Source organism: Thalassospira alkalitolerans, assembly GCF_002115745.1.
Lineage (GTDB): Bacteria > Pseudomonadota > Alphaproteobacteria > Rhodospirillales > Thalassospiraceae > Thalassospira > Thalassospira alkalitolerans.
Map to the genome: position 1 here is coordinate 340837 of NZ_JFKB01000003.1, position 23958 is coordinate 364794.

General features: G+C 54.1%; 18 protein-coding genes and 1 tRNA gene. 8 read left to right on the forward strand and 11 right to left on the reverse strand.

The features are described 5' to 3' along the window. Window positions 1-6: 6 nt before the first annotated feature. Together TALK_RS06545 and TALK_RS06550 are read right to left on the reverse strand one after the other, a co-directional pair. Window positions 7-1305: a carbohydrate ABC transporter permease gene (locus TALK_RS06545; RefSeq protein ID WP_085617063.1), complete on the reverse strand. Its 1299-nt coding sequence runs from the start codon at window positions 1303-1305 to the stop codon at window positions 7-9. 78 nt (window positions 1306-1383) lie between these two features. Continuing rightward, window positions 1384-2739: an extracellular solute-binding protein gene (locus tag TALK_RS06550; protein ID WP_085617064.1), complete on the reverse strand. Its 1356-nt coding sequence runs from the start codon at window positions 2737-2739 to the stop codon at window positions 1384-1386. A 394-nt stretch (window positions 2740-3133) separates the two neighbouring features. On the opposite strand from TALK_RS06550, the gene TALK_RS06555 reads away from it, so the two are divergent. The 3 genes from TALK_RS06555 to TALK_RS06565 all read left to right on the forward strand — a co-directional run bounded on the left by TALK_RS06555 (window position 3134) and on the right by TALK_RS06565 (window position 8365). Continuing rightward, the gene (locus TALK_RS06555) at window positions 3134-4054 is read left to right on the forward strand and encodes an ROK family protein (protein WP_085617161.1); all 921 of its coding nucleotides are present in this window, start codon (window positions 3134-3136) and stop codon (window positions 4052-4054) included. Next, entirely contained in the window at window positions 4051-4779 is a 729-nt protein-coding gene (locus tag TALK_RS06560) for a copper homeostasis protein CutC (RefSeq protein ID WP_085617066.1), read from the forward strand. Before TALK_RS06555 ends, TALK_RS06560 begins: the two co-directional genes overlap by 4 nt. 451 nt (window positions 4780-5230) lie before the next feature. Then, window positions 5231-8365 carry a PAS domain-containing hybrid sensor histidine kinase/response regulator gene (locus TALK_RS06565; protein ID WP_085617068.1) on the forward strand — a complete coding sequence of 1045 codons (3135 nt, stop codon included), beginning with the start codon at window positions 5231-5233 and terminating at the stop codon, window positions 8363-8365. An 87-nt stretch (window positions 8366-8452) separates the two neighbouring features. Here the strand turns inward: TALK_RS06565 and TALK_RS06570 are convergent. From TALK_RS06570 to TALK_RS06610, 8 genes are all read right to left on the reverse strand, one after another. Beyond that, a tRNA-Gln gene (locus TALK_RS06570) sits at window positions 8453-8527 on the reverse strand. 91 nt (window positions 8528-8618) lie between these two features. Then, entirely contained in the window at window positions 8619-9572 is a 954-nt protein-coding gene (locus TALK_RS06575; RefSeq protein WP_085617070.1) for a 4-(cytidine 5'-diphospho)-2-C-methyl-D-erythritol kinase, read from the reverse strand. Between the two features lie 28 nt (window positions 9573-9600). Then, on the reverse strand, window positions 9601-11250 hold the full coding sequence (locus TALK_RS06580) for a tetratricopeptide repeat protein (RefSeq protein ID WP_245829723.1): 1650 nt from the start codon (window positions 11248-11250) through the stop codon (window positions 9601-9603). Between the two features lie 308 nt (window positions 11251-11558). Further along, window positions 11559-12182 (reverse strand): DJ-1/PfpI family protein, encoded by a 624-nt coding sequence (locus TALK_RS06585; RefSeq protein WP_085617074.1) that lies wholly within the window; start codon window positions 12180-12182, stop codon window positions 11559-11561. An 89-nt stretch (window positions 12183-12271) separates the two neighbouring features. After that, window positions 12272-13456 carry a M20 aminoacylase family protein gene (locus TALK_RS06590; protein WP_139833749.1) on the reverse strand — a complete coding sequence of 395 codons (1185 nt, stop codon included), beginning with the start codon at window positions 13454-13456 and terminating at the stop codon, window positions 12272-12274. A gap of 116 nt (window positions 13457-13572) precedes the next feature. Beyond that, window positions 13573-14061, reverse strand: coding sequence for a hypothetical protein (locus TALK_RS06595; RefSeq protein ID WP_085617076.1), 489 nt, complete (start codon window positions 14059-14061; stop codon window positions 13573-13575). Window positions 14062-14063: 2 nt separating this feature from the next. Then, window positions 14064-14894: a DUF3100 domain-containing protein gene (locus TALK_RS06600; RefSeq protein WP_085617078.1), complete on the reverse strand. Its 831-nt coding sequence runs from the start codon at window positions 14892-14894 to the stop codon at window positions 14064-14066. A 222-nt stretch (window positions 14895-15116) separates the two neighbouring features. After that, the gene (locus TALK_RS06610) at window positions 15117-16046 is read right to left on the reverse strand and encodes a LysR family transcriptional regulator (protein ID WP_085617165.1); all 930 of its coding nucleotides are present in this window, start codon (window positions 16044-16046) and stop codon (window positions 15117-15119) included. Between the two features lie 233 nt (window positions 16047-16279). Between TALK_RS06610 and TALK_RS06615 the strand changes: the two genes are divergently transcribed. Next, complete coding sequence (locus TALK_RS06615; RefSeq protein WP_245829726.1) at window positions 16280-17176, forward strand: NAD(P)-dependent oxidoreductase; 897 nt, start codon at window positions 16280-16282, stop codon at window positions 17174-17176. Then, window positions 17177-18712 (forward strand): aldehyde dehydrogenase family protein, encoded by a 1536-nt coding sequence (locus tag TALK_RS06620; RefSeq protein ID WP_085617082.1) that lies wholly within the window; start codon window positions 17177-17179, stop codon window positions 18710-18712. A gap of 87 nt (window positions 18713-18799) precedes the next feature. Here TALK_RS06620 and TALK_RS06625 read toward each other — a convergent pair whose 3' ends face one another. Then, entirely contained in the window at window positions 18800-20443 is a 1644-nt protein-coding gene (locus TALK_RS06625) for an electron transfer flavoprotein-ubiquinone oxidoreductase (RefSeq protein WP_085617084.1), read from the reverse strand. A gap of 243 nt (window positions 20444-20686) precedes the next feature. On the opposite strand from TALK_RS06625, the gene TALK_RS06630 reads away from it, so the two are divergent. The 3 genes from TALK_RS06630 (at window position 20687) to TALK_RS06640 (ending at window position 23931) form a co-directional block, all read left to right on the forward strand. Next, a complete protein-coding gene (locus TALK_RS06630; protein WP_085617086.1) occupies window positions 20687-21586 on the forward strand; it encodes a uracil-DNA glycosylase in 900 nt (299 codons plus the stop codon). A gap of 279 nt (window positions 21587-21865) precedes the next feature. Continuing rightward, window positions 21866-23653 carry a lytic transglycosylase domain-containing protein gene (locus TALK_RS06635; protein ID WP_245829728.1) on the forward strand — a complete coding sequence of 596 codons (1788 nt, stop codon included), beginning with the start codon at window positions 21866-21868 and terminating at the stop codon, window positions 23651-23653. 5 nt (window positions 23654-23658) lie between these two features. Beyond that, window positions 23659-23931 carry a hypothetical protein gene (locus tag TALK_RS06640; RefSeq protein ID WP_085617090.1) on the forward strand — a complete coding sequence of 91 codons (273 nt, stop codon included), beginning with the start codon at window positions 23659-23661 and terminating at the stop codon, window positions 23929-23931. Window positions 23932-23958 lie beyond the last annotated feature (27 nt).

A 23958-nucleotide genomic window follows, 5' to 3' on the forward strand; every position in this document is an offset into this window, starting at 1 on the left:
TGCCTCCTATCGTTCGATCCGCGGTTTACTTACAAGGTCGCGGAAATTGAACAGCCTCATATAGACAAGGCTTGCTGCGATCCCGATGGCGACAAGTATCAGGGCGAATGCTGCGCCATAGCCGTACTGCAAATTGCCGCTATAGTTTCTCAGTGCAGTATGAAAGGCCGCCAGCGCCCAGACTTCGGTGCTTTTGCCCGGTCCGCCATCCGTGGTCAGCAGGATGTGTTCAAACGATGCCAGTAACGACAGTGTTTCATAGGAGGTAAGAAACAGAATTGGCCATCGAAGTTGCGGTAAAATAATGTGCCGGATCTGTTGGAATCGTGATGCGCCATCGACTTCGCTGGCATGGAGCATTGATGCCGGGATTGATCGAATGGCGCTTGAAAACAGGATCATGCCCAAAGATGCACCGACGGATCCGTTGATCAGGATGATCGTGACCCAGGCGTGGGTTGACGTCTGCATCATCCAGTTTTGTGCCGGAATGCCCAGCGGGGCGAGGATAGTGGATAGAAATCCCGTATCCCAGGTGAACCATTTCCACATCAGGACATAGAGAACGGGGGGCAGTATCCGTGGCAGGAACCAGATGGTGCGAAATGTATTTGCAAATCCTTCTGGCATGTAAAACGTTGAAATCGCCAGAAACAAGCCAAAACCAATATTGAATACAAGCGTTAAGGTCACATAAGCCAACGTATTCAGCGCGTAGCGCCAAGTGGCCGGTAATGAAAACAGGCGTTTGAAATTATTGGTTGTCCATTGCCAGCCGGTATAGGCGACCGAGGTTACCGCAGGAATATCGGCCTGTACGGCGCCGGTTTGTATTACAGCCGTGATGAAATCGACTTTGCTGGTGAAACGCTGATTCAGGATCGAGGTGCCGAAAAGATCGGCGGCCTTTTTGCGATCACGGGGGGACCGAATGCGGTGTTTCATGTCCTTTAGGGCACGTTCAAGTTCGCCACGATTTTTGAAGATGTCGTTGTTGTGGCGTTCCTTTAGCTCATTGGCGATTTCGGTGCCGAATTCCTGTGCCAGCAGCAACAGGCCGTGGTCGTCGACCTGATAGGTGGTATCGGCCAGGGCATCCAGCGTTTTTTGGGAAACACCGTGCGCCTGCATTTCGTCAAGGTTGTTGGGCGATAATAGGTAATCACCCCCGGAAATACCGGTTGCGGTACTCATATTGGTAAATGAAAAAACGGCAGTCATCACGACGGGGGCAAAAAAAAGGAACCCGACGATTAACAGTGCGGGTGTTAAAAATCCCACGCCCAGCCAACTGATATGTTTCATGACAATCTTACTTTTTGATGCCGAGGAACAGGGCAAAGGAAATAGACTTCCCTTGCCCTGTAAAAATCGGAATAGGCGTTATCGGATGATCAGGTCGTCGCCAAGTGCGGCTTTCATTTCCTGTTCCACCTCGGCAACGGCGTCTTCAGGACTTTTGATACCGCCCCAGGCGGCTTCAAGGCCCTTCCACATGATCTGCGAGAACTGACCATATTTCTGATTGTTCGGTTGGGCGTTGGCATAAGGCAGCAGGCGTGCGGTCGCTTCGCGGGCCCAGCGGTCATTTGCATAGAAATCAATATCCTGCTCCAGCGGGCTGATGCCCAGATGTGCGGATTTGATGGCATGCAATGCGTTGATACGGGGTTCGCTGGCAATCTTGATAAGTTTGGCAGCAATTTCCAGTGTATCTTCATCCCCCTGCTTGGCTAACAGATATACCAGCGGATGGGTGATGGTGTTCGGACGCCCTTCATCCTTGTTACCCTTGGGTATTAAGGAGAACTGGATCGTGCCAAAGAAATCCTCGTTGCCTTCCTTTATATAGCGCGCGTAATGCCAAGTTCCCCCGTGCCAGATAGCGGCCTTGCCGTGGGAGACTTCATTGTACCATTGGTTCCATTCTGTTCCGATGTGGTTCCTGCGGGTTACCCCGGCATTCACACAATCAACAAAGAACTGGTAGAAATCAGTCATGCTTTTGCGGTCAAGCAGCAGCTTGCCGGTTTCGGGATCGACCAGTTTGCCGCCAAAGGATTGATAGAACTGGGCATAATCCGGCCCATTGGAAACACGGGGATAGAAGCCATAGCCTTTTTCGACAATGCCTGCGTTAACGGCTTTTTTGGCGTCTTCCAGAACGTCGTGAAGGGTGTAGTCACCAGTTGCAACCCGTTCTGGCAGGGCATCAATTTGCGCGTCGCTATATCCGATTTTGCGCATCGTATCGCGCCAGAAAAACATCGGGCGGCTTTCTGAATCCTGTGGGATGCCCCACTGCACATTTCCCAGACGGGCGATGCTGATAAGGTTGGGGTATATATTGTTGGTCGGCCAGGAATCGATGTCGATATAATCCTCGATTGGCACGATATAACCAGCTTGGGCCCAGGGCGCGATGTCGAGATGACTGGTTACGGCAATATTCGGGGCTTTACCGGCCTCGGCGGCCAGTGTGAAGGCCTGCTTGAACTGATCCCATCCACCAAAGTCCCGGCGTTTTTCCACCTGGATGTTCAGTTCTTTACCCTCAAGAGCGTATTCGCGTTCGAGCATGTCGGCAGCCATTTCGATGGCCTCGAGGCGGTAAGCATCAGGTGGGTTGGTACCACCCGCCCAGACGCTGATCGTGTAATCTTCAGCAAAGGCCGGGGCGGCGGCGAGCGACAGCATGGCTGCTGCAATGGCCGAGCTGTATAGCTGGGTACGGTTCATGCGGATCTCCTTTGATTAGGCGGGTGCGACAGGCAATGGGAAAAGCAGGCCGGTGGTTTTGCACACGTGTGCAATTGATGTGTTTTTAACCGCCTAAAAAGTCACTGAGCTGACGGTTTTATAAAAGTTTGGTTGCAGTTTTCCGGCTTGGCCAAGCTTTGTCGGGCGTCAGATTGGTCGTTTGGGGCCGGTATCCGTGCTTTTTGTGTATATTCTGATCTATGAAAGTCGGAGTTTGCGGCCATATCGAACGGGGGAATTTTGGTGCATGGTCGGTCGATATTTGTTCGCCAAGTTGGGCGGTCATTGTACAGGGCGTGCGTTGTTTCTTTTGCCGGAAGGAAATCGTTGGTGTATCCGGTTAGGACAGGTATCAGGTGAGGCAAATCACGACATGCATTACGCATTTGACATTGGCGGATCGAAAATCGAATTCGGGGCGTTTGACGCGGCGGGTGATATCCAGTCCCACATCAAAGTGCCGACACCGGCCGATGATCGTGATGCTTTTGTCGCGGTCATTGCCGGGGTGATTGGCGATGCCGATGCTGAGTTTGGTGCGGCTTCTGATATCGGTATCAGTTTTGCCGGGGGGCTTGATCCGCAAACCGGGGCGGTGATTTCGGCCAATATTCCGGCGATCAAGGGATGGCCGTTTGCCCCCGAACTTTCAAAAATCCTCAATCGTCGGGTCCGGGTGGCCAATGATGCCGATTGCTTTGCCCTGGCCGAGGCCCGAAGCGGGGCGGCAAAGGATGCACGCACGGTATTTGCGATTATTCTGGGGACCGGTGTTGGCGGCGGCATTGTGGTTGATGGGCAATTCATTGGCGGGCGCAGCGGCATTCGCGGTGAATGGGGCCATGGTAATGATGTTTCAGGCGCGTTGATCCGTCATGGGCTGGCGGCGGTGCGATGTGGTTGCGGGCGGACCGGGTGCCTTGACGCATGGGGCGGGGCACGTGGCCTTGAACGCATTTATGCTCAGATATCGGGGCAGGGCCGCCCCAGTTATGACATTACCGATGGCTGGCAAAATGGTGATGCCATCGCAACCCACGCGGTTGAAATCTTTGTTGATCTGATTGCCGGTGAACTGGCGTTGATGGTCAATGTGCTTGATCCTGATTGCGTGCCGGTTGGCGGGGGATTGGCATCCGAGGGGCGGTTGATCACAATGATTGATGATCAGGTCCGTGACCGGGTTCTGGGGCGCTATGACGCGCCATTGGTAATGCCAGGACGCTATCACCGCGATGGCGGCCTGCGCGGGGCGGCGATGTTGCATCTGCTTGATGACAGGGCTGGCGTATGACGGCCCGGTCACGACCGCTTGCACGATCTCGTGCGCGACCGCTTTTGGAAGTTTGTGTTGAAAGCTTTGACGATGCCTTGGTGGCCATCGCAGGCGGGGCGGATCGCATTGAATATTGTTCGGCATTGGCGGTTGGTGGATTAACGCCAACACCGGGGGCGCTGATGCGCCTGCGTGAAATATCGGCACCTTGTATGGTGATGATCCGGCCGCGACCGGGGCATTTTATTTTTGACGGAACCGAAATTGAAATCATGAAGCGCGAAATCGAATTTGCGCACGACTGTGGTGCTGCGGGTATCGTCATTGGGGCTGCGAAACCCGATGGAACGCTGGATCGGGATGCTTTGGCGGATTTGCTGTCGGTTTGTGCCGGGGTGCAAACCACGTTGCACCGTGTGTTTGATGCAACGCCTGATCCTTTTGAGGCACTCGACACCGCAATAGATCTTGGTTTTGATCGTATTTTGACATCGGGGCAGCGCGATGATGCCCTGGCGGGAAGCCGTTTAATAGGTGAATTGATTGAAAAATCCGCCGGGCGGCTGGAAATCTTGCCCGGTGCAGGTGTTACTGCGGATAATGCGGTGCAGATTTTAAACCAAACCGGGGCAGGCGGGCTGCATGCGTCTTGTAAAATCGTCGTGACCGGACGGGGATATGCTGCCGGGCGGGTTGCAACCGATATCGAATGTGTCCGGGCGCTTAAAATTGCAATGGCGTGATTGCGGTCTTTAGGGTTTTTCGGCGTATCTGTTTGGAAAGACAGGCCGCAAACCCTGCTGACATATGTCGGCTTTTTGCATGGGCTTTGGTTCGGTTGTTCTGTCCTCATCCTGTCCATGACCGGTATTTGGGCATCGATCCGGATCAGGTCGGATGCCTTGTGGGTATCGGCAGAAAGGTCTGAACATTAATGGGCGTTTCAATTTTCGTGAATCTACCCCATATATAATCATGCACAATTATCATGACGGGGCGAGGTGATGTCCTTGTGTGTCACGGCTTGTCTTAAATTCGTCTGACGGCGCATGTCATAAAGACGAGGCATGCCGGTCATTATGAAACATCAGCCGTTCGTGTTGGATAATCCGGTCCGCAGGCGTTTGAGGCAATAATCATTTGAAATATCCTTCGCAACGGAACATTCCAAATGGGCTGAGACAGCATGGTAAATTGCTGCCGGTTAGTCTGCTTGTTTTGCTTGTCACGTGCGGAGTGCTGACATTTTATTACGAAACATGGCTTGGCCGAGAAGTGACCGTTGAGGTCAATCAGTCCCTTGAGCGTGTCACGAGTCATGCCAAAGGATTGCTGGTCGAAGAGATCAGCCAGTATAAAAGAAATCTTCTTTTTCTGCATGCGACACCACCAATTGATGGATTGACCCGCGCACGCGCCAATGACGGAATAGATCCGTTTGACGGCACATCATCTGATCAATGGAAATACCGGTTGGAAACGATCTTTGTTTCCATGTTGCAGAACAACCCAGAGATAGATCAGCTTCGGGTCATCGACATAAATGACGATGGTATGGAGCTTATTCGCGTCGACAAGCTTTCTGGCAAGATCGAGATCGTTGGGGAACAGGGGCTTCAGCCAAAGTCTGATACCGATTATTTTAAAAGTGCATCGAACCTGCATCCGCAGGAGCTGTATATTTCACAAATCAATTTGAACAGGGAATTTGGCAAGCTTGTCTTCCCGTACCAGCCAACAATTCGATTGGCGACACCGATCTTTTACGAAGATGGCCGTCGTTTCGGGTTTGTGATCATGAATGTCGATGCATCAATTTTGTTGGCGCGTTTTCGCAAGCAGGCCGAAAGTGAATTTGAGGCTGTTCTGACGGATGATGAGGGATTTTATATTTATCATCCGTTGGAAAATTTGCGATTTAGCCGTGATCTGGACCCGTCGCGAAAGTGGGACGGCGATTATCAAAGCCAAGTTGACCACAACGACACTCAGGGACGATTCACCGAACTTGCCACCGGAAAAAGGTTTCTGGTTCATCATGAGCAGATTCGGTTAAATACAGACGATCGTGCATCGCTAAATCTTTATGCGATGGCGTCGATGGATGTGATTGGCGACCTGATGTGGAAGCGGCGGGCAACCACCTATGGCTTTGTGGTCGTCGTGCTTTTGATTTTGCTGGTGATTTTGTTTCTGTTACAGCGCAGTTATCGCAGCAAGTTGCAGCTTTCCGAAACGCGTGCCGAATATGAGGCCATCATCAATGGGTCGTCAGATGCGATCATTGGCATGGATTTATCGGGCCAGATTACCAGTTGGAACGATTCTGCCACCGCATTGCTGAGTGTTCCAGGCCATCATGCAATCCGTCAGAATATAGATGGTCTGAAGCTGTTCGAAGGTGTTGTGTTCAAAGAACAGTTGGCACAGGTGATAAGCGATATGACCCCGCAGGTGCTTGAGACGCGGCACAAGCGTGTATCCGGGCAGATATGCGATATCTCTTTGACATTGTCGCCGATCTTTACCGATGACCGGACATTGGCGGGGGTTGCTGCGATAGCGCGCGATATTACCCGTCAAAAAGAAGCGGAGCAGCGTATTCGTCAGGCAAATGTCGAACTTGAAGATCAGGTGATCAAGCGCACAGAAGAACTTGAAGTTGCCCATCAAAAAGCGGTGCAGGCAAGCGAAATGAAAAGCGCATTTATTTCAAATGTCAGTCACGAGATGCGCACACCGCTCAATGGCATAATTGGCACGTTAAACCTGATCCGGCGTGAACCGCTTAGCGATGATCAGCGGCGCTATATCGGCATGACCGAGGCAAGTACTTCATCATTATCCGTGCTGATCAATGACATTCTTGATTTGTCGAAGATCGAGGCAGGCAAGCTTGAATTCGAAGACAAACCCTTTGATCCGCTGGGGCTTGTCGAGGCGGTTGCGCAATCAAGTGCGGTACGAACCCATGAAAAGGGACTTGAATTCATTCTCGACACGACGGAACTCGTCCATGCCGAGATTACCGGGGATGCGAACCGGTTAAAGCAGGTGCTGAACAACCTGATCAGTAACGCGATCAAATTTACCACAGAAGGCCGGATTACGCTGATTGCACGCAGCAGTGTGGATCGTGATGACATGGTGCGGTTTGACTTTGAAGTTCACGATACCGGTGTGGGCATTGCCCCGGAAAACCGCCATCGGTTGTTCCATGCCTTTTCGCAAGAAGACAATAGCGTATCCAGTCAGTTTGGCGGCACCGGGCTTGGGCTTTCAATCTGCAAGCAGCTTTGCCAATTGATGGGCGGAGACATTAATTTTGAAGCCGAAAAGGGAGAAGGGGCACAGTTTTTCTTCCATGTCCGGTTTGCTCAAAATCTTTGCAAGGAAGAAACCATTCCAATGGTTCTTTCCGACAAGACATTTGGTTTGCTGCGCGCAAGCGACGAAGGGGCAACGGTTGCAGAGAAAATTGTCCGTCTTTTTGGGGGCGAGGTCGTTGACGCTCATCTGATTCGAAGCTGGTTGAAGAATGGCAAATATGATGGCGACAGGTTACCTGATTTTCTTCTGATCGATAGTGAGCTGCCAGAAGTTCCTGAAATTTTGGATCGTTTGCGTGCCTTGGAAATATCCGGCAAGGATCGCGTGTCAGCAGTACCGGTCTTGTTGCTGGTGGGGCGTGACGTCGATGGGATTGCGCGGGATCAGTCGGGCATTATCATGCTGAACCATCCGTTGATGCGCGGTGAGCTGCTTAAAAAGCTTGTTGGTTTGACGGTTGGCCAGCCGGATGAAGAAAGTGACGAGGATCAGCAGGCTGTGATCAAGCTTGCGTCTGAAACCGGAACGGCCAAACCGGAAGAAAATATTGCCGAAAAGGTGGCGACGGCCAATGCGGATCGTCCAAAGGCTGTTGTGTTGATTGTTGATGATAACGACATCAATCTTGCCGTTGCACGCGGGTTTCTTGGTGACGTGGATGCACAACTGATAACGGCGCGAAATGGCCGCGAAGCTTTGGAAGCATTGTGGAATTCGGAAGAACAGGGGATCCGGGTCCATTGTGTTTTGATGGATTGCCAGATGCCCGAAATCGATGGGTTTGAGGCCACGAAAAAGATACGCAACGGCGATGCCGGTGACAGTTATAAACAGGTGCCGATCATTGCCATGACGGCCAGTGCGATGTCTGGTGAACGGGAACGCTGTCTGGCGGTGGGAATGTCGGATTATCTGACAAAGCCGATTGTCCCCGATCAGTTGGTTGCTGTGGTTACCCGATGGCTTAAGGTTGGACAACGAGGGGGCCGGGCAACCTGATTTCCAAGGACAGGACGTTTCAAAGCTCGAAATTTGATTGCAAACAAAAGAAAACCGCTTCGAGGAAAACCTCAAAGCGGTTTGTCTTGGCTGGGGCGGTAGGATTCGAACCTACGGTACACGATACCAAAAACCGATGCCTTACCACTTGGCCACGCCCCATCAGCATGTGTGGCGCGGAAAATAGCGTTCCCCGTGCCGGAGTGCAACCCTCTATTTAAACCTTTTTTATCTTGGTGGTGGGCGGGGGATTTCAGGCGGGAAAAGATGCGCCGATTTGCGACAGGGCGCGGTTATCATGGCTTTGAATGCGGGTTGGCTGAACCCACCAATCAGGTTGTTCTGTGGCAATCATATTTGCCGCATTTGTTGCCTGATCATCGGTGTCGTAAATCGCAAAGCATGTCGCGCCACTGCCTGACATGCGGGCCAGCAAACAGCCTTCTTCGCGTGCCAGCGCCTGAAGCACATCACAGATTTCCGGCAGTATTCCCGATGCCGGAAGTGTCAGGTCATTGCGGCAGTCCTGCAAAGCTGCGGCAAGGGATGCGCCGCTGTTGAAATGCACTGTGCGGTCCCAAAGGTCACTGTCGGTAAAGTCACGGCCATTGCCATTGTCATCATCATCGTGGACGCGGGCGTGAAAAACATCCGCTGTGGCAACAGCACAACCGGGATTGACCAGAACCAGCGACAGGTTCGGCAATTCCGGCAGATCGATCAATTCATCGCCAATACCCTGCATCAGGACGGTTTTGGCACCAAGGCATACCGGCACATCCGCGCCAAGCGACAAGGCCAGTGCGGCAAGCCGATCCGCAGGAATGTCAAGCTGCCACAGTTTGCACAGTACCCGCAGTGTTGCCGCCGCATCGGCCGACCCGCCGCCAATGCCCGAAGCAACCGGCAGTTTTTTTTCAAGGGTCAGGTCGGCACCCTGTGAAACCTTGCCTTCGGTTTGCAGTAACTTTGCGGCGCGCATGACAAGATTGTCATCGGGATTGCCATCCGAAAGGTTTCCCGCCATCGGGCCGGAAATCGCAAGGGTGATCGCGGTGTCATCGCGCCGTGTGGCGGAAACAACATCGCCATACTCGGCAAAGCAGACGAGGCTATCAAGCAGGTGATAGCCATCATCGCGTTTGCCGGTGACGTGCAAAAACAGGTTCAGTTTTGCCGGTGCAGGTTCAATAAAGATCGAAGTCATAGCGTTCCGTATCCCGGATCACTCAGTTTCAGTTAACCGCAATGTTCCCGGCATGCGGTGTTTTGCCGTCAAGCTTGGCCTGAACATCGACGCGCAATTCATCGGTCGGGTTGAAGGAAAGGGCCCGGTGCCATTGGAAGCGTGCTTCGTGGAAACGGCCAATCTGCCAATAGGCATCGCCAAGATGATCATTGATGGTCGGATCGTCGGGTTTGAGTTCAACCGCCTTTTCAAGCTGTTCAACGGCATCCTCGTATCGGGCGATTTTATAATAAACCCAACCAAGACTATCGACGATATAACCGTCTTCGGGCTGTAATTCGACAGCGCGTTTAAGCATATCTTCGGCCTGATCGAAGTTTTTGCCCATATCGACCCAGCTATAGCCCAGATAGTTCATGACATAGGGCTGGTCGGGTTCGAGTTCGAGCGCCTTGAGGAAGTCCGCTTCGGCGCGGTTCCAGTCACCGGCACGTTCATAGGCAATCCCGCGACGATACAACAAGCGCCATCCGACAACATCGGGGCCGCCCAACCGTTCAATTGCCCGGTTATAGGCACTGGCCGCTGCGGCATATTCCTGATCAATGCGCAGGATATCGCCAAGCTGGATCAGGGCATCGGGGCGGTCACTGCGTTCGTTGACCATCTTTTCCAAAAGGTCAATTGCCGCATCGGTTTGGCCGATCTGTTCATAACTGGATGCGGCGCGCAGGCGGGCATTCCAGCTGTGCGGGGAATTTTCCGGTATTGATTGATAGACCGTGATCGCCGCGTCAAAGCGTTCCTGAATTTCCATGATTTCGCCAACCAGCAGACGGGTGATGTCATCGCCCGGGCGCAGCGAAAGCGAATAGCGCGCCATCAAAAGCGATGGATCAACCGCATTTTCCTGGCTCAGCAATGTTGCGATATCAAGGTAAGCCTCGGCCAGACCGGATGCCGGTGTCAGAACGGTGCTGGTCGGGGCTTCGCCCCTGGCAAGGCGTTCCAGATGATAGGGCATCGCGAGTGATTGCGGATGGCGATCCATATAGCTTTCATACAAAAGCGACGCTTTTTGCGACTGGCCTTTGCGTTCAAACACAGCGCCAAGGGCCTCGGCGGCACGCAGTGGTGCATCGGCCGGGTCGCCATAGGCACTGGCCAGGGCAACTTCGGCCCCGTTGAGGTCATTGAAAAAGGCCAGGATCAAACCGCGATGATATTCCGAAAGCGGATTAAGCGATCCGTTGGCCTGCAATTCATTTAAGGCAATCAACGCATTGTCGCGTTGCTTAAGCCCGGTGTAAATCCATGCCTTGGCCAAGGGGACGATCAGCGATGTAATGCCGCGTTCGGGCAGGGCCGATACGGCATCCAGGGCTGCCTGATAATTCTGGTCGCGGATTTCGGCATCCATGACCGCCATGACGGCAAAAAGATCCTGCGGGTTTTCTTTTATCAGCAAGCGCGCGATCGGTTCGGAATCGGCAATGCGGCCATCGGCAATCAGGGCGAGAAACGCCCGACGGCGCAGATCGTTATTACCCGGATCGATTTCATGGGCGCGCTGTAAATAGCGCGCAGCATAATCGGTGCGGTTTTCAATCTGGGCGGCTTTGCCAGCAAGGAAATTACCCGAGAAGCTGTTGCTTTGGGGGTATTCAAATTCGGCACGGCCCGTCTGCTGCGACATGGTGCCACACGCGGACAGGGCAAGGGCCGTCATCGGAATTATGATGTGTAACAGATGGCGTTTCAAAAACTTGTCCTGCGTCTGCAATTCGCAACCGGCCGCATGAATTTATGCCATGCGGACCACTAACTTATGGTGAGGTAACCCTAACTACTCGGCAAATATAAGGCAAAGCATTTGCCATTCGTCTGTCACTGTTGGCGCGCAGCATACGCGATTGTATCACCAGTTCCCACAGGTGGTTGTGCGTATGCGAAAAACGTTATTGTGAGGCCGGGATTAATCGCGGCTGCGACGGGAAACACGGGCTAGCAATAAAGCGCACGTTTCGCCGGAACGTCGAGCTGCGGTGTGATGACATCGCGCGCCTGTTTGCCAAAGAGCGATTTCTGACCGACCGGGGCGACATATTCCAAAATTGCCAGCGCCTTGTCGATGCCAAGCTTGCGCGCCAAAACCCATCCGGCCAGATATTGTGACGATAAACAGCCACCACTGGTCACGATATTGCCCTGTGCGACCAGCGGGCGGTCTTCAAGGACGGTATTGGTCCGCGCCAGATAGGGGCGCGTTTTGCTGTCTGTTGTGGCAATTGCAGGCAAGAGGCCAAGTTTATGCAGGAACAGGGCGCCGGAACATTGTGCCCCGATCATCTGGCGGGATGGATCAAGATCAAACTGGGCCATCAGGTCGGCGTTGCCGATATGATCAAGGGTGTGAATGCCACTGCCAAACAGGACAACATCGGCCTTGGTGCAAAACGATAGCGGTTGTTGAGTTTTGACCTCGACCCCGTTCATCGATGTGACGGATGTGCCGATGCTGGTGATTTCGGCGCAAACACCGTCGGCCTTGGCCCGATTAAGGATCGATAGCGCGACAAAACTGTCGAGCTCGTTAAAACCGTCAAGAGTTACAATCGCGATTTGCATCACATATCCATCGCCATACTAAAAAGGGCGAGTATTGAACGCGCGGATTGTACATTAGACAAGGAAAATGTGAAATTTTAGGCCGATTTTCAGTCTGAAAGGCATTCCATGACCAGTGATATCCAATAACTGACGCCATAGGGGATGGCCGCGTCGTTGAAATCATAAGCCGCATTATGCAACAGGCAATTGCCATCGGTTGGCCCATTGCCCAGCCAGACATAGCTGCCGGGTTTTTCATTGAGCATAAAGGCGAAATCTTCGCTGGCCATCGAGGGTTCGGGATTGGTGTCTATATTTGCCGCCCCGACGACCTTTGCCGCCGCGGCATGGGCAATGCCGGTTTCGGCGTCGCTGTTGATCGTTGCCGGATAGCGGCGCTGATACATCACACGTGCGGTGCAATCGAATGCCTTGGCGGTGGCATCGGCAACGGTTTTAAGCCGTGCTTCGACCAAATCCTGTATGTCCGGGGCGAATGTGCGGACTGTGCCACGGATGGTGGCGGTATCGGGGATCACATTCCATGTATCACCGGCAAAAAGCTGGGTCGGGGAAATCACCGCACTTTGCAGCGGATTGACATTGCGCGCGGTAATCGTCTGAAGGGCCAAAAGAACCTGACCGGCTGTCGTGATCGGATCGCGCCCCAGATGGGGCATGGCGGCATGACAACCACGGCCATCAATGATGATTTCAAAAATATCATAGCTTGCCATCATCGGCCCGGGCTTCATCGCCATGGTGCCGATATCGCGGCCCGGCCAGTTATGCATACCGTAAACCGCATCAACCGGATGGCTGTCAAACAGGCCCTCATTGACCATTTCGCGTCCGCCGCCTTCATTTTCCTCGGCCGGTTGGAAAATGAAATCAACGGTTCCGGCAAAATCGGGGGCCTCGGCCAGAATTTTGGCGGCCCCGAGCAACATCGTCATATGGCCGTCATGGCCGCAGGCGTGCATTTTACCCGGATGTTTCGACGCATAGGGAAGATTGGTGGTTTCATGGATATCAAGCGCATCCATGTCAGCGCGAAGTCCGATGCGTTTGCCCGCACCCTTGTTGCCGTGAAGGGTGGCGACAACGCCGGTTTTGGCAATGCCGGTTTTGACTTCAAGCCCAAAGGATTGAAGCTTTTGCGCGACAAAGGCGCTGGTCAGATTTTCCGCAAACGCGGTTTCAGGGTGAGCATGCAGATGGTGTCGCCATGTCGTAAACTCATCAACGAATTGGGTGGCACGAGGATGAAGGGAGGCAATGGAAACAGTCATCTGCATACTCTAGCGTAATAGCCTGTCAGAAAAAGCGGGGTCCTGGGCCCCCGCAAGCGATAGGCCAAAAGAGGGAGAGACGAGGACGCAATCGTCCCCGTTTATATGGTGTGGGATCAGACGCCTTGCAGGCGCAGGATCAGTTCGGCAACCAGAACCGAACCGGCATAGGTGCCAAGAAAGACAAGGCAGGCCACCAATGCAAGTTTCCAGCCGGAATGCTTGGCAACTTCAATTTCCTTTTTGGCAATTGCAAAGCCGGCATAAGCGAGTGCCGGGGTGGCAAGGGCCAGGAAGTTAACCGATTTTGCCTGGGCAACGATCCATTCAGAGCCGGGCGTCCACGGCAGTGTTGCCACAATCCCGACCAGCGAAATCCATGCAACACTTGGCAGGTAGAACGGGGCATAACGGGTCAATAGCAACCCGACCATGGAAATCAGATAGATGACCACCATGCCGACAAAGCCATCCGCAATCGGGATCGCCGGGCCGACCGTATTCATGACAAGCCCGACAAGGCAGACCACGATCAGGGTAAAGGCATGATCGGCAATATCGATTTTCGGACGGGTGGTTTTCACGGAAATTACGCTATCGGACATGATCAAACCTCCTTCTTGGTCGCGGTGGCGAGATCATTTTTGCCCGCAGTTGCGTTATAAAGTTTCTCGACAATCGGAAGTGCGATGAACAATCCGGCATAAAGCCCGGTCGCATAGGTCAGAAGGTTGCTGGCCCCGGCAAGGGCAAGGATTTCGTCCTTCATCCCCGGAATGACTTCGGTCAATGCGCCGGTACAGGCCGCCATCATCGACCCGCTGCCAATGCCGCATGCCATGGCAAGTGCGCGTGGATCAAAGACATCAAGGCTGGCGAATACCGATGCCAGAATGGCAAAGATGAAAGTCCCAAACAGGGTGCCAAGAACATAAACACCCATGACACCCGTACCCTCGGCACTTTTTAAGGTGTAGCGATCGGCAATGATTGCCAGATTGGGTTCACGTGCGATCGAGAATGTCGCGCCAATGGCTTCGCGCCCCATTTTCAAGCCCCAAACCGCAAGCGGGAAGGCCAGAACAATGGTGCCCAGATTGCCAAGTTCCTGCAACAGCAGGGCCGGGCCAGCTTCGATAATGGTTTCGATTGCCGGGCCGATGGTGGTGCCAAATTTGGCGATGAAAGGCATGATCGCAATCACGATCAGCGGCGATGCGGCCTGAACTTCCTTCTGACGAATGAATTTGGCAAATTTCGGCATGACATTCGGGTTCATCAATGCCGCCATGACGAATGCATAAAGCAACGGCAACAGCAAAATAGCACCAATCCCGAACGGAATTTTCCGAATGCCGATCAACTCGGCGATAACACCAAGCACAATAACGGCGAGGTGAAGCCGCCAGAGCTCCAATTGACCCCGAAGCGCGTTCATTTCCCAGTCTCCTTGACAGTGGCATGTTCGACGCAACGTTGTTCGGGGGCAAAGACACCCGACATGTTGCATCATCCCTGTAATGTCCCGGCTTCGGCAGATTTCACAATTTTGCCATTTTTTGGGCCGGGAATTTTGTCCGACAATGAAAACTCGGTCGGGGCACGGCAAGTGCCATTTTGGGATGATGCTGTTGCCGTTTCGGCAACAGGTGGGCGGATGTTAATCGTGTTCTTCGGGATACCAAGCTGATCCGAAGGCTTCCATCCGGTCGCGGATTATGCCGGTAACGGCCCGCACAGCGGCGGTTTTCGGCCGTCCCTTGCGCACCAAAAGATGCGATGGAACACGGGCCAGAAACGGGTCGGTCATTGGAACGGCAACGACTTCGCCCCTGCGTAATTGTCGTGATACGGCAAAGGCCGGTAAAAAGGTGATCCCGCCGCCCGACAGGACAAAATGGACCGCGACATTGATCGAATCGGCGGTTAGGAACGCATCGCGGGTCACCTCGTTGGCCTGACCGGCATTGGCCAGAAGTTTGGCAACGCCAAAATGCGGGTTCAAAAGGGCGGCCGGGTAATTTAGCGTTTCGGAAAGGGTGCAGCTTTGCTTCTTTGCCAGGTCAAATTCCGGCGGGACCAGAGCGCAAAGCGGGGTGTGATCCTCGGCCAGTAATTCCAGATCGGGATTGCGCGGCGGATTGAAAACAAGCCCCATGTCATAATCGTCGCGCAGGATGCCATGGGTGATTTTCTCGGTCCCGGCGACATCGATTTCAAGCCGGATATCTGGAAATTCATCGCGCAAGGGCCGAACCACGTGATTGACCAGATCAACCACAAAGCCTTCGCCGGTCGCAATCCGGACCGTTCCGGCAATTGCCCCGCGTGCTGCGGCAAGATCGACGGCAAAGGCTTCGTCAAGTTCAATGCGTCGCCTTGCATGGGCGGCAACCATATGGCCCGATTCCGTAAAGATGATGCCGCGCTTGGTGCGTTCCATCAAAAGGGTTTCCAGATGCGCCTCAAGACCAGTGATCTGGCGGCTGATGGCCGATGGGGCGATGCGCAGGTTTTCCGCAGCGGTTCGGATTGAACCGGCTTCAAACACGGCAAGGAAATAACGCAGCGGCTTGTCGTCAATTTTCATGGTGGTGACTTGGGGCTGTTGTGGGGCGTTTGGTCTGATCGCGTAATCAGACCACATGTGTTGCTGTTTCGGCAACAACATGTTCCGGCAATTGATCTTGAGTTCGCCCGTGATCCACCGGAAAGTCGGTGGGCAAAATCAAAAAATCATATCGGATCGCATTTGGCCGTGACCGGAAGACTTGGGTCTTCACCGGCGGGGCCGTGCTGTTTGAAACCAAAGAGGCACTTATCGTGAATAGTTCAGAAACAGGCACAATCGGTGTTGTCGGCCTTGGCAATATGGGGCTTGGCATGGTGCGCACGCTTTTGCGCGATGGATTTTCCGTGATCGGCTTCGACCTTTCGGCCGAACGTCAGGCCGAGGCGGCCAGCGCGGGGGCGACCATCGTTGGCAAATTGCCCGAATTGTTTGAGGCCTGTCAGACGATCATCTTGTCGCTGCCGACGGCCGCCCATGTGCGCAGTGTTCTGACCGGTGCGGATGGCTTGGTATCGCGTGATATTGATCCGCGACTGGTGATTGATACTACCACATCAGAACCTGATGTGACCCGCGAACTGGACGGGGTTTTGCGTCAGTTGGGGCATATCCTGATTGATGCCCCGGTCAGTGGCGGCCCCGCCGGGGCCAATAGCGGCCAATTGACCATGATGATCGGCGGTGCGGATGCCGATGTGGCGCGTGCGATGCCGGTTCTGAACGCGTTGGGCGGCAAGATTACCCATGTTGGTCCGGTCGGGGCGGGGCATGCGGTCAAGATTGTGAATAACATGCTGGTCGCAAGCCATCTTTTGACCATGAGCGAAGCCGTGCGTCTGGCAAATGCCGCCGGTGTGACGACGGATAATCTGATCACAGCGCTTAATGCCGGGTCGGGCCGAAGTGCGATCAGCGAGGTTAATTATCCCAAATGGGTGATGAACGGCGGGTTTGACAGCGGCTTTACCATGGGTCTGATGCGCAAGGATGTGCGCCTTGCCATGACCCTGGCACAGGATAAGGGCGTTGCATTGCCAGTATCGGCAATGGCCGGAAAGATATGGGCCGAAAGTGCCGAACTTTTGGCGGATGACGCCGATTTTAACCGGATTACCGAAATTGACCCCGCCAAAGCAGGAGCCAAATAAATGACCAATGAAACCAAATTGATTGCGCGGGACTATCACAAGGCGATGGCGCCGTTCTTTGGCACCGGCGAGATTGGAAGCTGGGTCAATGGGGCGATGATGGCGGGCCGGGGCGACATGTTTGAATTGATCGATCCGGCGACGGGCAAGGCGTTTTTAAGCGTCAAGGATGCCGGGGCCGAGGTTGTTGATACGGCAATGAGTGCCGCCGTTGCCGGGCAGAAAATCTGGTGGGGGATGACGGCAGCCGAACGTGGCCGGATTATGTGGCGTATTGGTCAACAGGTTCGGGATCATCTGGATGAGCTGGCCTTGTTGGAAACGGTCAGTGCCGGCAAGCCGATCCGCGATACCAAGGTCGAGGTGCTGAAAGTCGCCGAGATGTTTGAATATTACGCCGGTTGGGCGGATAAGCTGCACGGTGATGTGATCCCGGTGCCGACCAGTCATTTGAATTATACGCGGCCCGAACCCTATGGTGTTGTTACGCAAATCACCCCATGGAATGCGCCGATTTTTACCGCCGGTTGGCAATTGGCCCCGGCACTTTGCACTGGTAATGCCGCCGTGCTTAAACCGTCGGAAATGACCCCGCTGACTTCGCTTGCCCTTGGTGTTTTATCCAAAAAGGCCGGGTTGCCCGATGGCGTGATTACGGTTCTGACCGGGCTTGGCATGACGACCGGCGCGGCGGCGACCACCCATGATGCAACGCGCAAGGTGGTGTTTGTCGGTTCCCCGCGTACGGGTGTGATGATTGCGACACAGGCCGCACAGAATATCGTGCCCTGTGTTCTGGAACTGGGCGGGAAATCGGCAAATATCGTGTTTGGCGATGCGGATTTGAAACGCGCGGTAATTGGTGCGCAGGCCGCAATCTTTAGCGGTGCCGGGCAAAGCTGTGTCGCGGGATCGCGTTTGCTGGTGCAACGCGATGTGGTGGATCAGTTCCTTGAAATGCTGGTTGATGGGGCCAATCGCATTCCGGTTGGCGATCCGATGGATCGTGCGACCCAGATCGGGCCGATCAACAATGAAGCACAATATCAGACTGTGCGTCGGTTGGTCGCCGCCGGGCAGGATGAAGGGGCCAAATTGCTGGCCGGGGGCGAGCGGCCAAGTGATGCGGCCTGTCAGGATGGTTATTTTCTGCGCCCGACGGTTTTGGGCAATGTCAGCAATGATATGGCCATTGCGCGCGAGGAAATCTTTGGTCCGGTTGTATCTGTCATTCCGTTTGCGGACGAGGCAGAGGCCGTGGCGATTGCCAATGACAGCAAATTTGGCCTTGCCGGGGCGGTTTGGACCCGGTCGGTTGACCGGGCGCATCGGGTGGCGGCCAATGTCCGGGCCGGGACGTTTTGGATCAACAGCTATAAAACCATCAATGTCATGTCGCCGTTTGGCGGTTTTGGCGCCAGTGGCTATGGCCGATCCAGCGGCAAGGAAGGCTTGATGGAATATATGCAGCCCAAAAGTGTTTGGACCGAAACCGCGGCCAATCCACCGGCTGCCTTTGGCTATGCGCCGGATTGATCCGGGCAATCATCAGGCAATATATTGACCATAAAGCAAAAGGGCCGCATGACGCGGCCCTTTTGTATGAGGATAAGCCCAAGGGCCTTACATATTGGGGTAATTCGGGCCGCCGCCACCTTCGGGTACCACCCAGACGATGTTCTGGGTCGGGTCCTTGATGTCACAGGTTTTGCAATGCACGCAGTTCTGGGCGTTGATTTGCAAACGCTTGGCACCATTGCCCTTGTTTTCGTCATCGACGAATTCATAAACCCCGGCCGGGCAGAACCGTGCCTCTGGCCCGTCATAGATCGCAAGGTTGACCTGAACCGGGACGCTTGCGTCTTTGAGGGTCAGGTGAATCGGCTGATCTTCGCTGTGATTGGTGTTGGACAGGAATACCGATGACAGTTTGTCAAAACTGATTTTACCATCCGGTTTCGGATAGTCGATTTTCGGCATCTCGGCGGCCGGTTTCAAACAGGTATGATCGGCGTGGTTTTTAAAGGTCCAAGGCGCCTTGCCACCAAACAAATAGGTATCAACCGCACTATAGGCCAAACCACCCCAGAAGCCCCATTTGGCAAAGCTTGGGCGGATGTTGCGGACCTTGTTCAGTTCCGGATAGACCCAGCTGTTTTTCAGCTTTTCCGGATAGCTTTCCATCGAAGCCGGCGGCGTTTCGGCCGTCAGGGCCTCGAAGGCGGCTTCGGCGGCGACCATGCCGGTCTTCATCGCGGTATGCGACCCTTTGATTTTCGGCACATTCATAAACCCGGCCGAACAACCGATCAAACAGCCACCAGGGAAAACCAGATCGGGGATCGACTGGAACCCGCCTTCGTTAAGCGCACGCGCGCCATAGGAAATACGGCGGCCCTTTTCGAAAATCGGACGGATTTTTGGATGGGTTTTGAAACGCTGAAATTCGTCAAACGGGCTGAGATGCGGGTTTTCGTAATCAAGCCCGATGACAAAGCCAACAACGACCTGATTGTTATCAAGATGATACAGGAACGACCCGCCATAAGTATCTTTGTCCAGCGGCCAGCCAACGGTATGCTGGATTTTGCCTTCTTGGTGGACGTCGGGATCGACTTCCCAAAGTTCCTTGATGCCGATGCCATAGGTTTGCGGATCGGAATTTTTGCGCAGATCAAATTTCTTGATCAGCTGTTCCGACAGCGACCCCCGGCATCCTTCGGCAAAGAAGGTATATTTGGCGTGTAATTCCATGCCCGGTTCGTGGTTAGGGCCCGGCGTACCATCACGCAGCAGACCCATATCGCCAGTCGCGATCCCCTTGACCGATCCATCATCGTTAAACAGGACTTCGGCGGCGGCAAAGCCCGGATAGACTTCAACACCCAGGGCCTCGGCCTGTTCGCCAAGCCAACGGCACACATTGCCAAGACTGACGATGTAATTGCCCTTGTTATGCATTTGCGGCGGGTTTGGAAGCTTGATCGCGCCCGTCTTGCTGAGCATCATGAATTCGTCTTTGGCGGCGGGAACGTTTAACGGCGCGCCGCGGTCTTTCCAGTCCGGGAAAAGTTCGTTCATCGAGCGCGGTTCCATCACCGCACCCGAAAGGGTATGTGCGCCGACCTCGGAACCTTTTTCCACCACACAAACGGTGATTTCTTTGTCATGTTCCTGGGCGAGCTGCATCAAGCGAATGGCAGCCGACAATCCGGATACACCGGCACCGACGACAACCACGTCAAATTCCATGGATTCGCGTTCCATATGGCCTCTCTCATTTGGCTGCCGACCTTTTCGGACTGTTTTCGTCCGTATGGGTCATAGCCGGTATTCACCGATCAGAGTCTCGCCCAAGCCCTGATTTCTCAGTATTCAAGTATTAATCGGTATAGCTATACCGATTTAAGCCGCGTTTGTATATGGTGCAAGTGATCCAAAATCGTTAAAGTCGATCCAAATCGCGGTCACCATATGCGTTGCACCGCAACATACACCGTTCCTGTGTAGATGAGCAAACCAATTACAGATTTTGATGTAAATAACCTGGACCCGCTGCAAGCTTTGATCTGGCAGTTTGAAATGGGCGTGGACGAAGCCATTGCTGACGAGCCGCTTGACCGTTTCAAGGCGTCCGAAAGTCTGAGCCGTCAGGCCGGTCAGCAGGGGCGTGGTGTATTGCCACCCAATGGCGGTGCGGGCCGCCCGGCGATGGCACGCCCATCGGCACCCGCAGGACCATCGGGCGGGGCGGCATCACCACCGCCACAGGTTCAAGCGGGCGGCGGGTTTTTATTATCGGATACACCGCACGAAGCACGCCAAACAGCCCGCGATCTTGCCGCAGCAGCAAATACGCTGATGGAATTAAAGGAAGCGACCGAAAAGTTCGAAGGATGCGCGCTTAAAAAATCAGCCAGCAAGACCGTTTTTGGTGTCGGCAACCCCGAAGCCAAGCTGGTGCTGGTCGGCGAAGCACCGGGGGCCGAGGAAGACCGGCAGGGAGAACCCTTTGTCGGGGCAAGTGGTAAATTGCTGGATGCGATGTTGCGATCCATCGGATTTGCGCGCGAAGACATCTATATCACCAATGTTTTGCCTTGGCGCCCGCCGGGGAATCGGCCGCCGACCCCGGCCGAAATTGCCGTTTGTGAACCGTTTATCCGTCGTCATCTTGAACTGATCGGGCCAAAGGTCATTGTGTGCCTTGGCGGCAGTTCGGCCAAGACCCTGATGGATGAAGATCGCGGGATCACGCGTTTGCGCGGCACATGGAAAGAAATCCCGCTGGGAGCGGCATCGGTGGCACAGGTGACGGCGATGTTCCATCCGGAATATTTGCTGAAAACCCCGGAACAAAAACGCCTTGCCTGGGCGGATTTGCGCGCGGTGGCGCATAAACTTTCGTAAATTTCGTCATCAAAGGCCCCGCGCATGGCGGATATGCGGCGTGCGAGCCTTTCCGCCAAGTGGTTGATTTCGGATAAATCATTTCTCTGATCCGGATTTTGCTGCTATATGTCGACTTAATTTGCGGGGGGACACCGCACTCAATAGGTTGCGACGAGAAACTGCTTCGGGATACAAGCACGGCTTTGCCGCGGCCTTGTTGGGGAAAGACTGGTTTTGATCGAAGCAATAAGAATAAGCCTGCCGCAAGCGATTGATACAATCCGGCGCGGGATTTTCATGACAGCATTAGGTGCCATTTCGCTGGTTGTGCCGACGCACGCCCATGCGACAAAGGAACAGGCTGCGCTGAGCACTCCAGGTGCCAGTGATCGGGTTTCGGTTACCACCCCCATTGTTTTGTCCAAACGTGATGCGGAACTTTACGAACAGATTTTCGCCATTCAGGAACAGGGCCGCTGGAAAGATGCGGATAGCCTGATTTCGCGTCTGTCCGATGACTTGTTGATGGGCCATGTGCTGGCCCAGCGTTATTTGCATCCGACGGCCTATCGTTCGCGTTACAAGGAACTTAAGGATTGGCTGGCGCTTTATGCCGACCATCCGCAGGCGCCGCGCATTTACAAACTTGCGTTGCAGCGCCGCGGTGGTGCCACTTATCCGAAAAAGCCGGTGGGTGGTTACGTTAAAGGGGCTGGATATGATTACGAAGATATCCGTCCCTATCATCACAAATCGACCAAAAGCCTTTCAGCAGTGCAACGTTCGCGCGCAACTGTTTTAAAGCGCCGCATTCGTCAGCGGATCAGAAGTGGCTGGCCGACCGGTTCCTTGCAGGTGCTTGAAGCACAGGAAACCAAACGCCTGTTTGATGCCTTTGAGCAGGACGAAGCCCGGACGTCGATCGCATCGGGTTACTATTATTTCGGCAAACCTGATCTGGCACTACGACACGCCAGCGAGGCGGCAAAACGGTCGGGTAAATACCTGCCGCAGGCCCATTGGACGTCTGGTCTGACAGCCTGGCGTCTTGGCAAGATGGATCAGGCGCATAGCCATTTTGTCGCCCTGAGCGAAAATAAATACGCATCCAGCTGGACCCGTTCGGCAGGGGCCTTTTGGGCGGCACGTATTGATCTGGCGGCGGGCCGGTTTGCCAAAGCGGACAAGCTGTTGCAAAAGGCCGCTGAATATCCGCGATCCTTCTATGGTTTGCTGGCACTGCGCACACTTGGCCGTGACGATGTGTTTGACTGGGACAGTCTGGCACTTGACGAAAACCGTGCCAACAAGCTGCGTCTTGATCCGCATGGTCGTCGGGCACTTGCCTTGCTTCAGATTGATCATCGTGACGAAGCCGAACGCGAATTGCGCAAAGCCGTTGCAAGTGATGATGACAAATTGCGCCGTGCTGTTTTGTCCTTGGCCGATACGGCCAATCTTGCGTCGCTGACCATGCGGTTGGGCGGGTATATGGCCCAGAAAACCGGTGAAGTGATCGTTAATGCGCTTTATCCCGTGCCACCATGGGTGCCGGAAGGCGGTTATGACGTTGATCGGGCGCTGCTTTATGCGTTGATGCGTCAGGAATCCGGTTTTAATGCCGAGGCACGCAGCCATGCCGGTGCGCGCGGTTTGATGCAGTTGATGCCGGCAACCGCAAGCTATATCGGCAATACCCGTTATCGCGGTGAAAAACGTGCCGAGCTGTATGAACCGGAAATCAATCTGTCGCTGGGGCAGAAATATGTTGATCACCTGTTGGAACAGAACGGTGTTGATAACGGGTTCTTGCAGTTGATGGCCGCCTATAACGGCGGGATCGGTAATCTGGGCCGTTGGCAGAAGGCGCTAAAAGATAACGAAGACCCGCTGTATTTCATCGAAAGCATTCCATCCCGCGAGACGCGCTTGTTTGTCGAACGTGTGATGGCCAATCTTTGGATGTATCGTTCCCGTTTGGGGCAAGACAGCCCGTCGCTTGATCGTTTGGCAGCCGGGAAATGGCCGGTTTACCAGTCACAGGATCTTGGCGCCGGTGATGACGGCCTGACCGCCGAACGCTGACCATAATGACCGCAAACAACCATCGCAATGGTGAAACGGCATCTGATCGTCGTGATCAGGGCACGGTTCTGGACCGGATGCAGATGCCACCGATGAGTGGTGATGAAGCCTTGCGCCGGTTTCACAAAGAACGCGAGGCAAGCGGCCTTAAATCACAGACCGACGAAACCACGGAACTTGCAAAACTGCATCCTGTGGTGCGGTTTGCGGTGGTCGCCGGAACTTTTATCCTGATAGTTGGGGTTCTGCTTGGTGTGCTGTATCTGATTGCTGCCTAGAGCGTTTCATGATTTGTCAGAATCTAT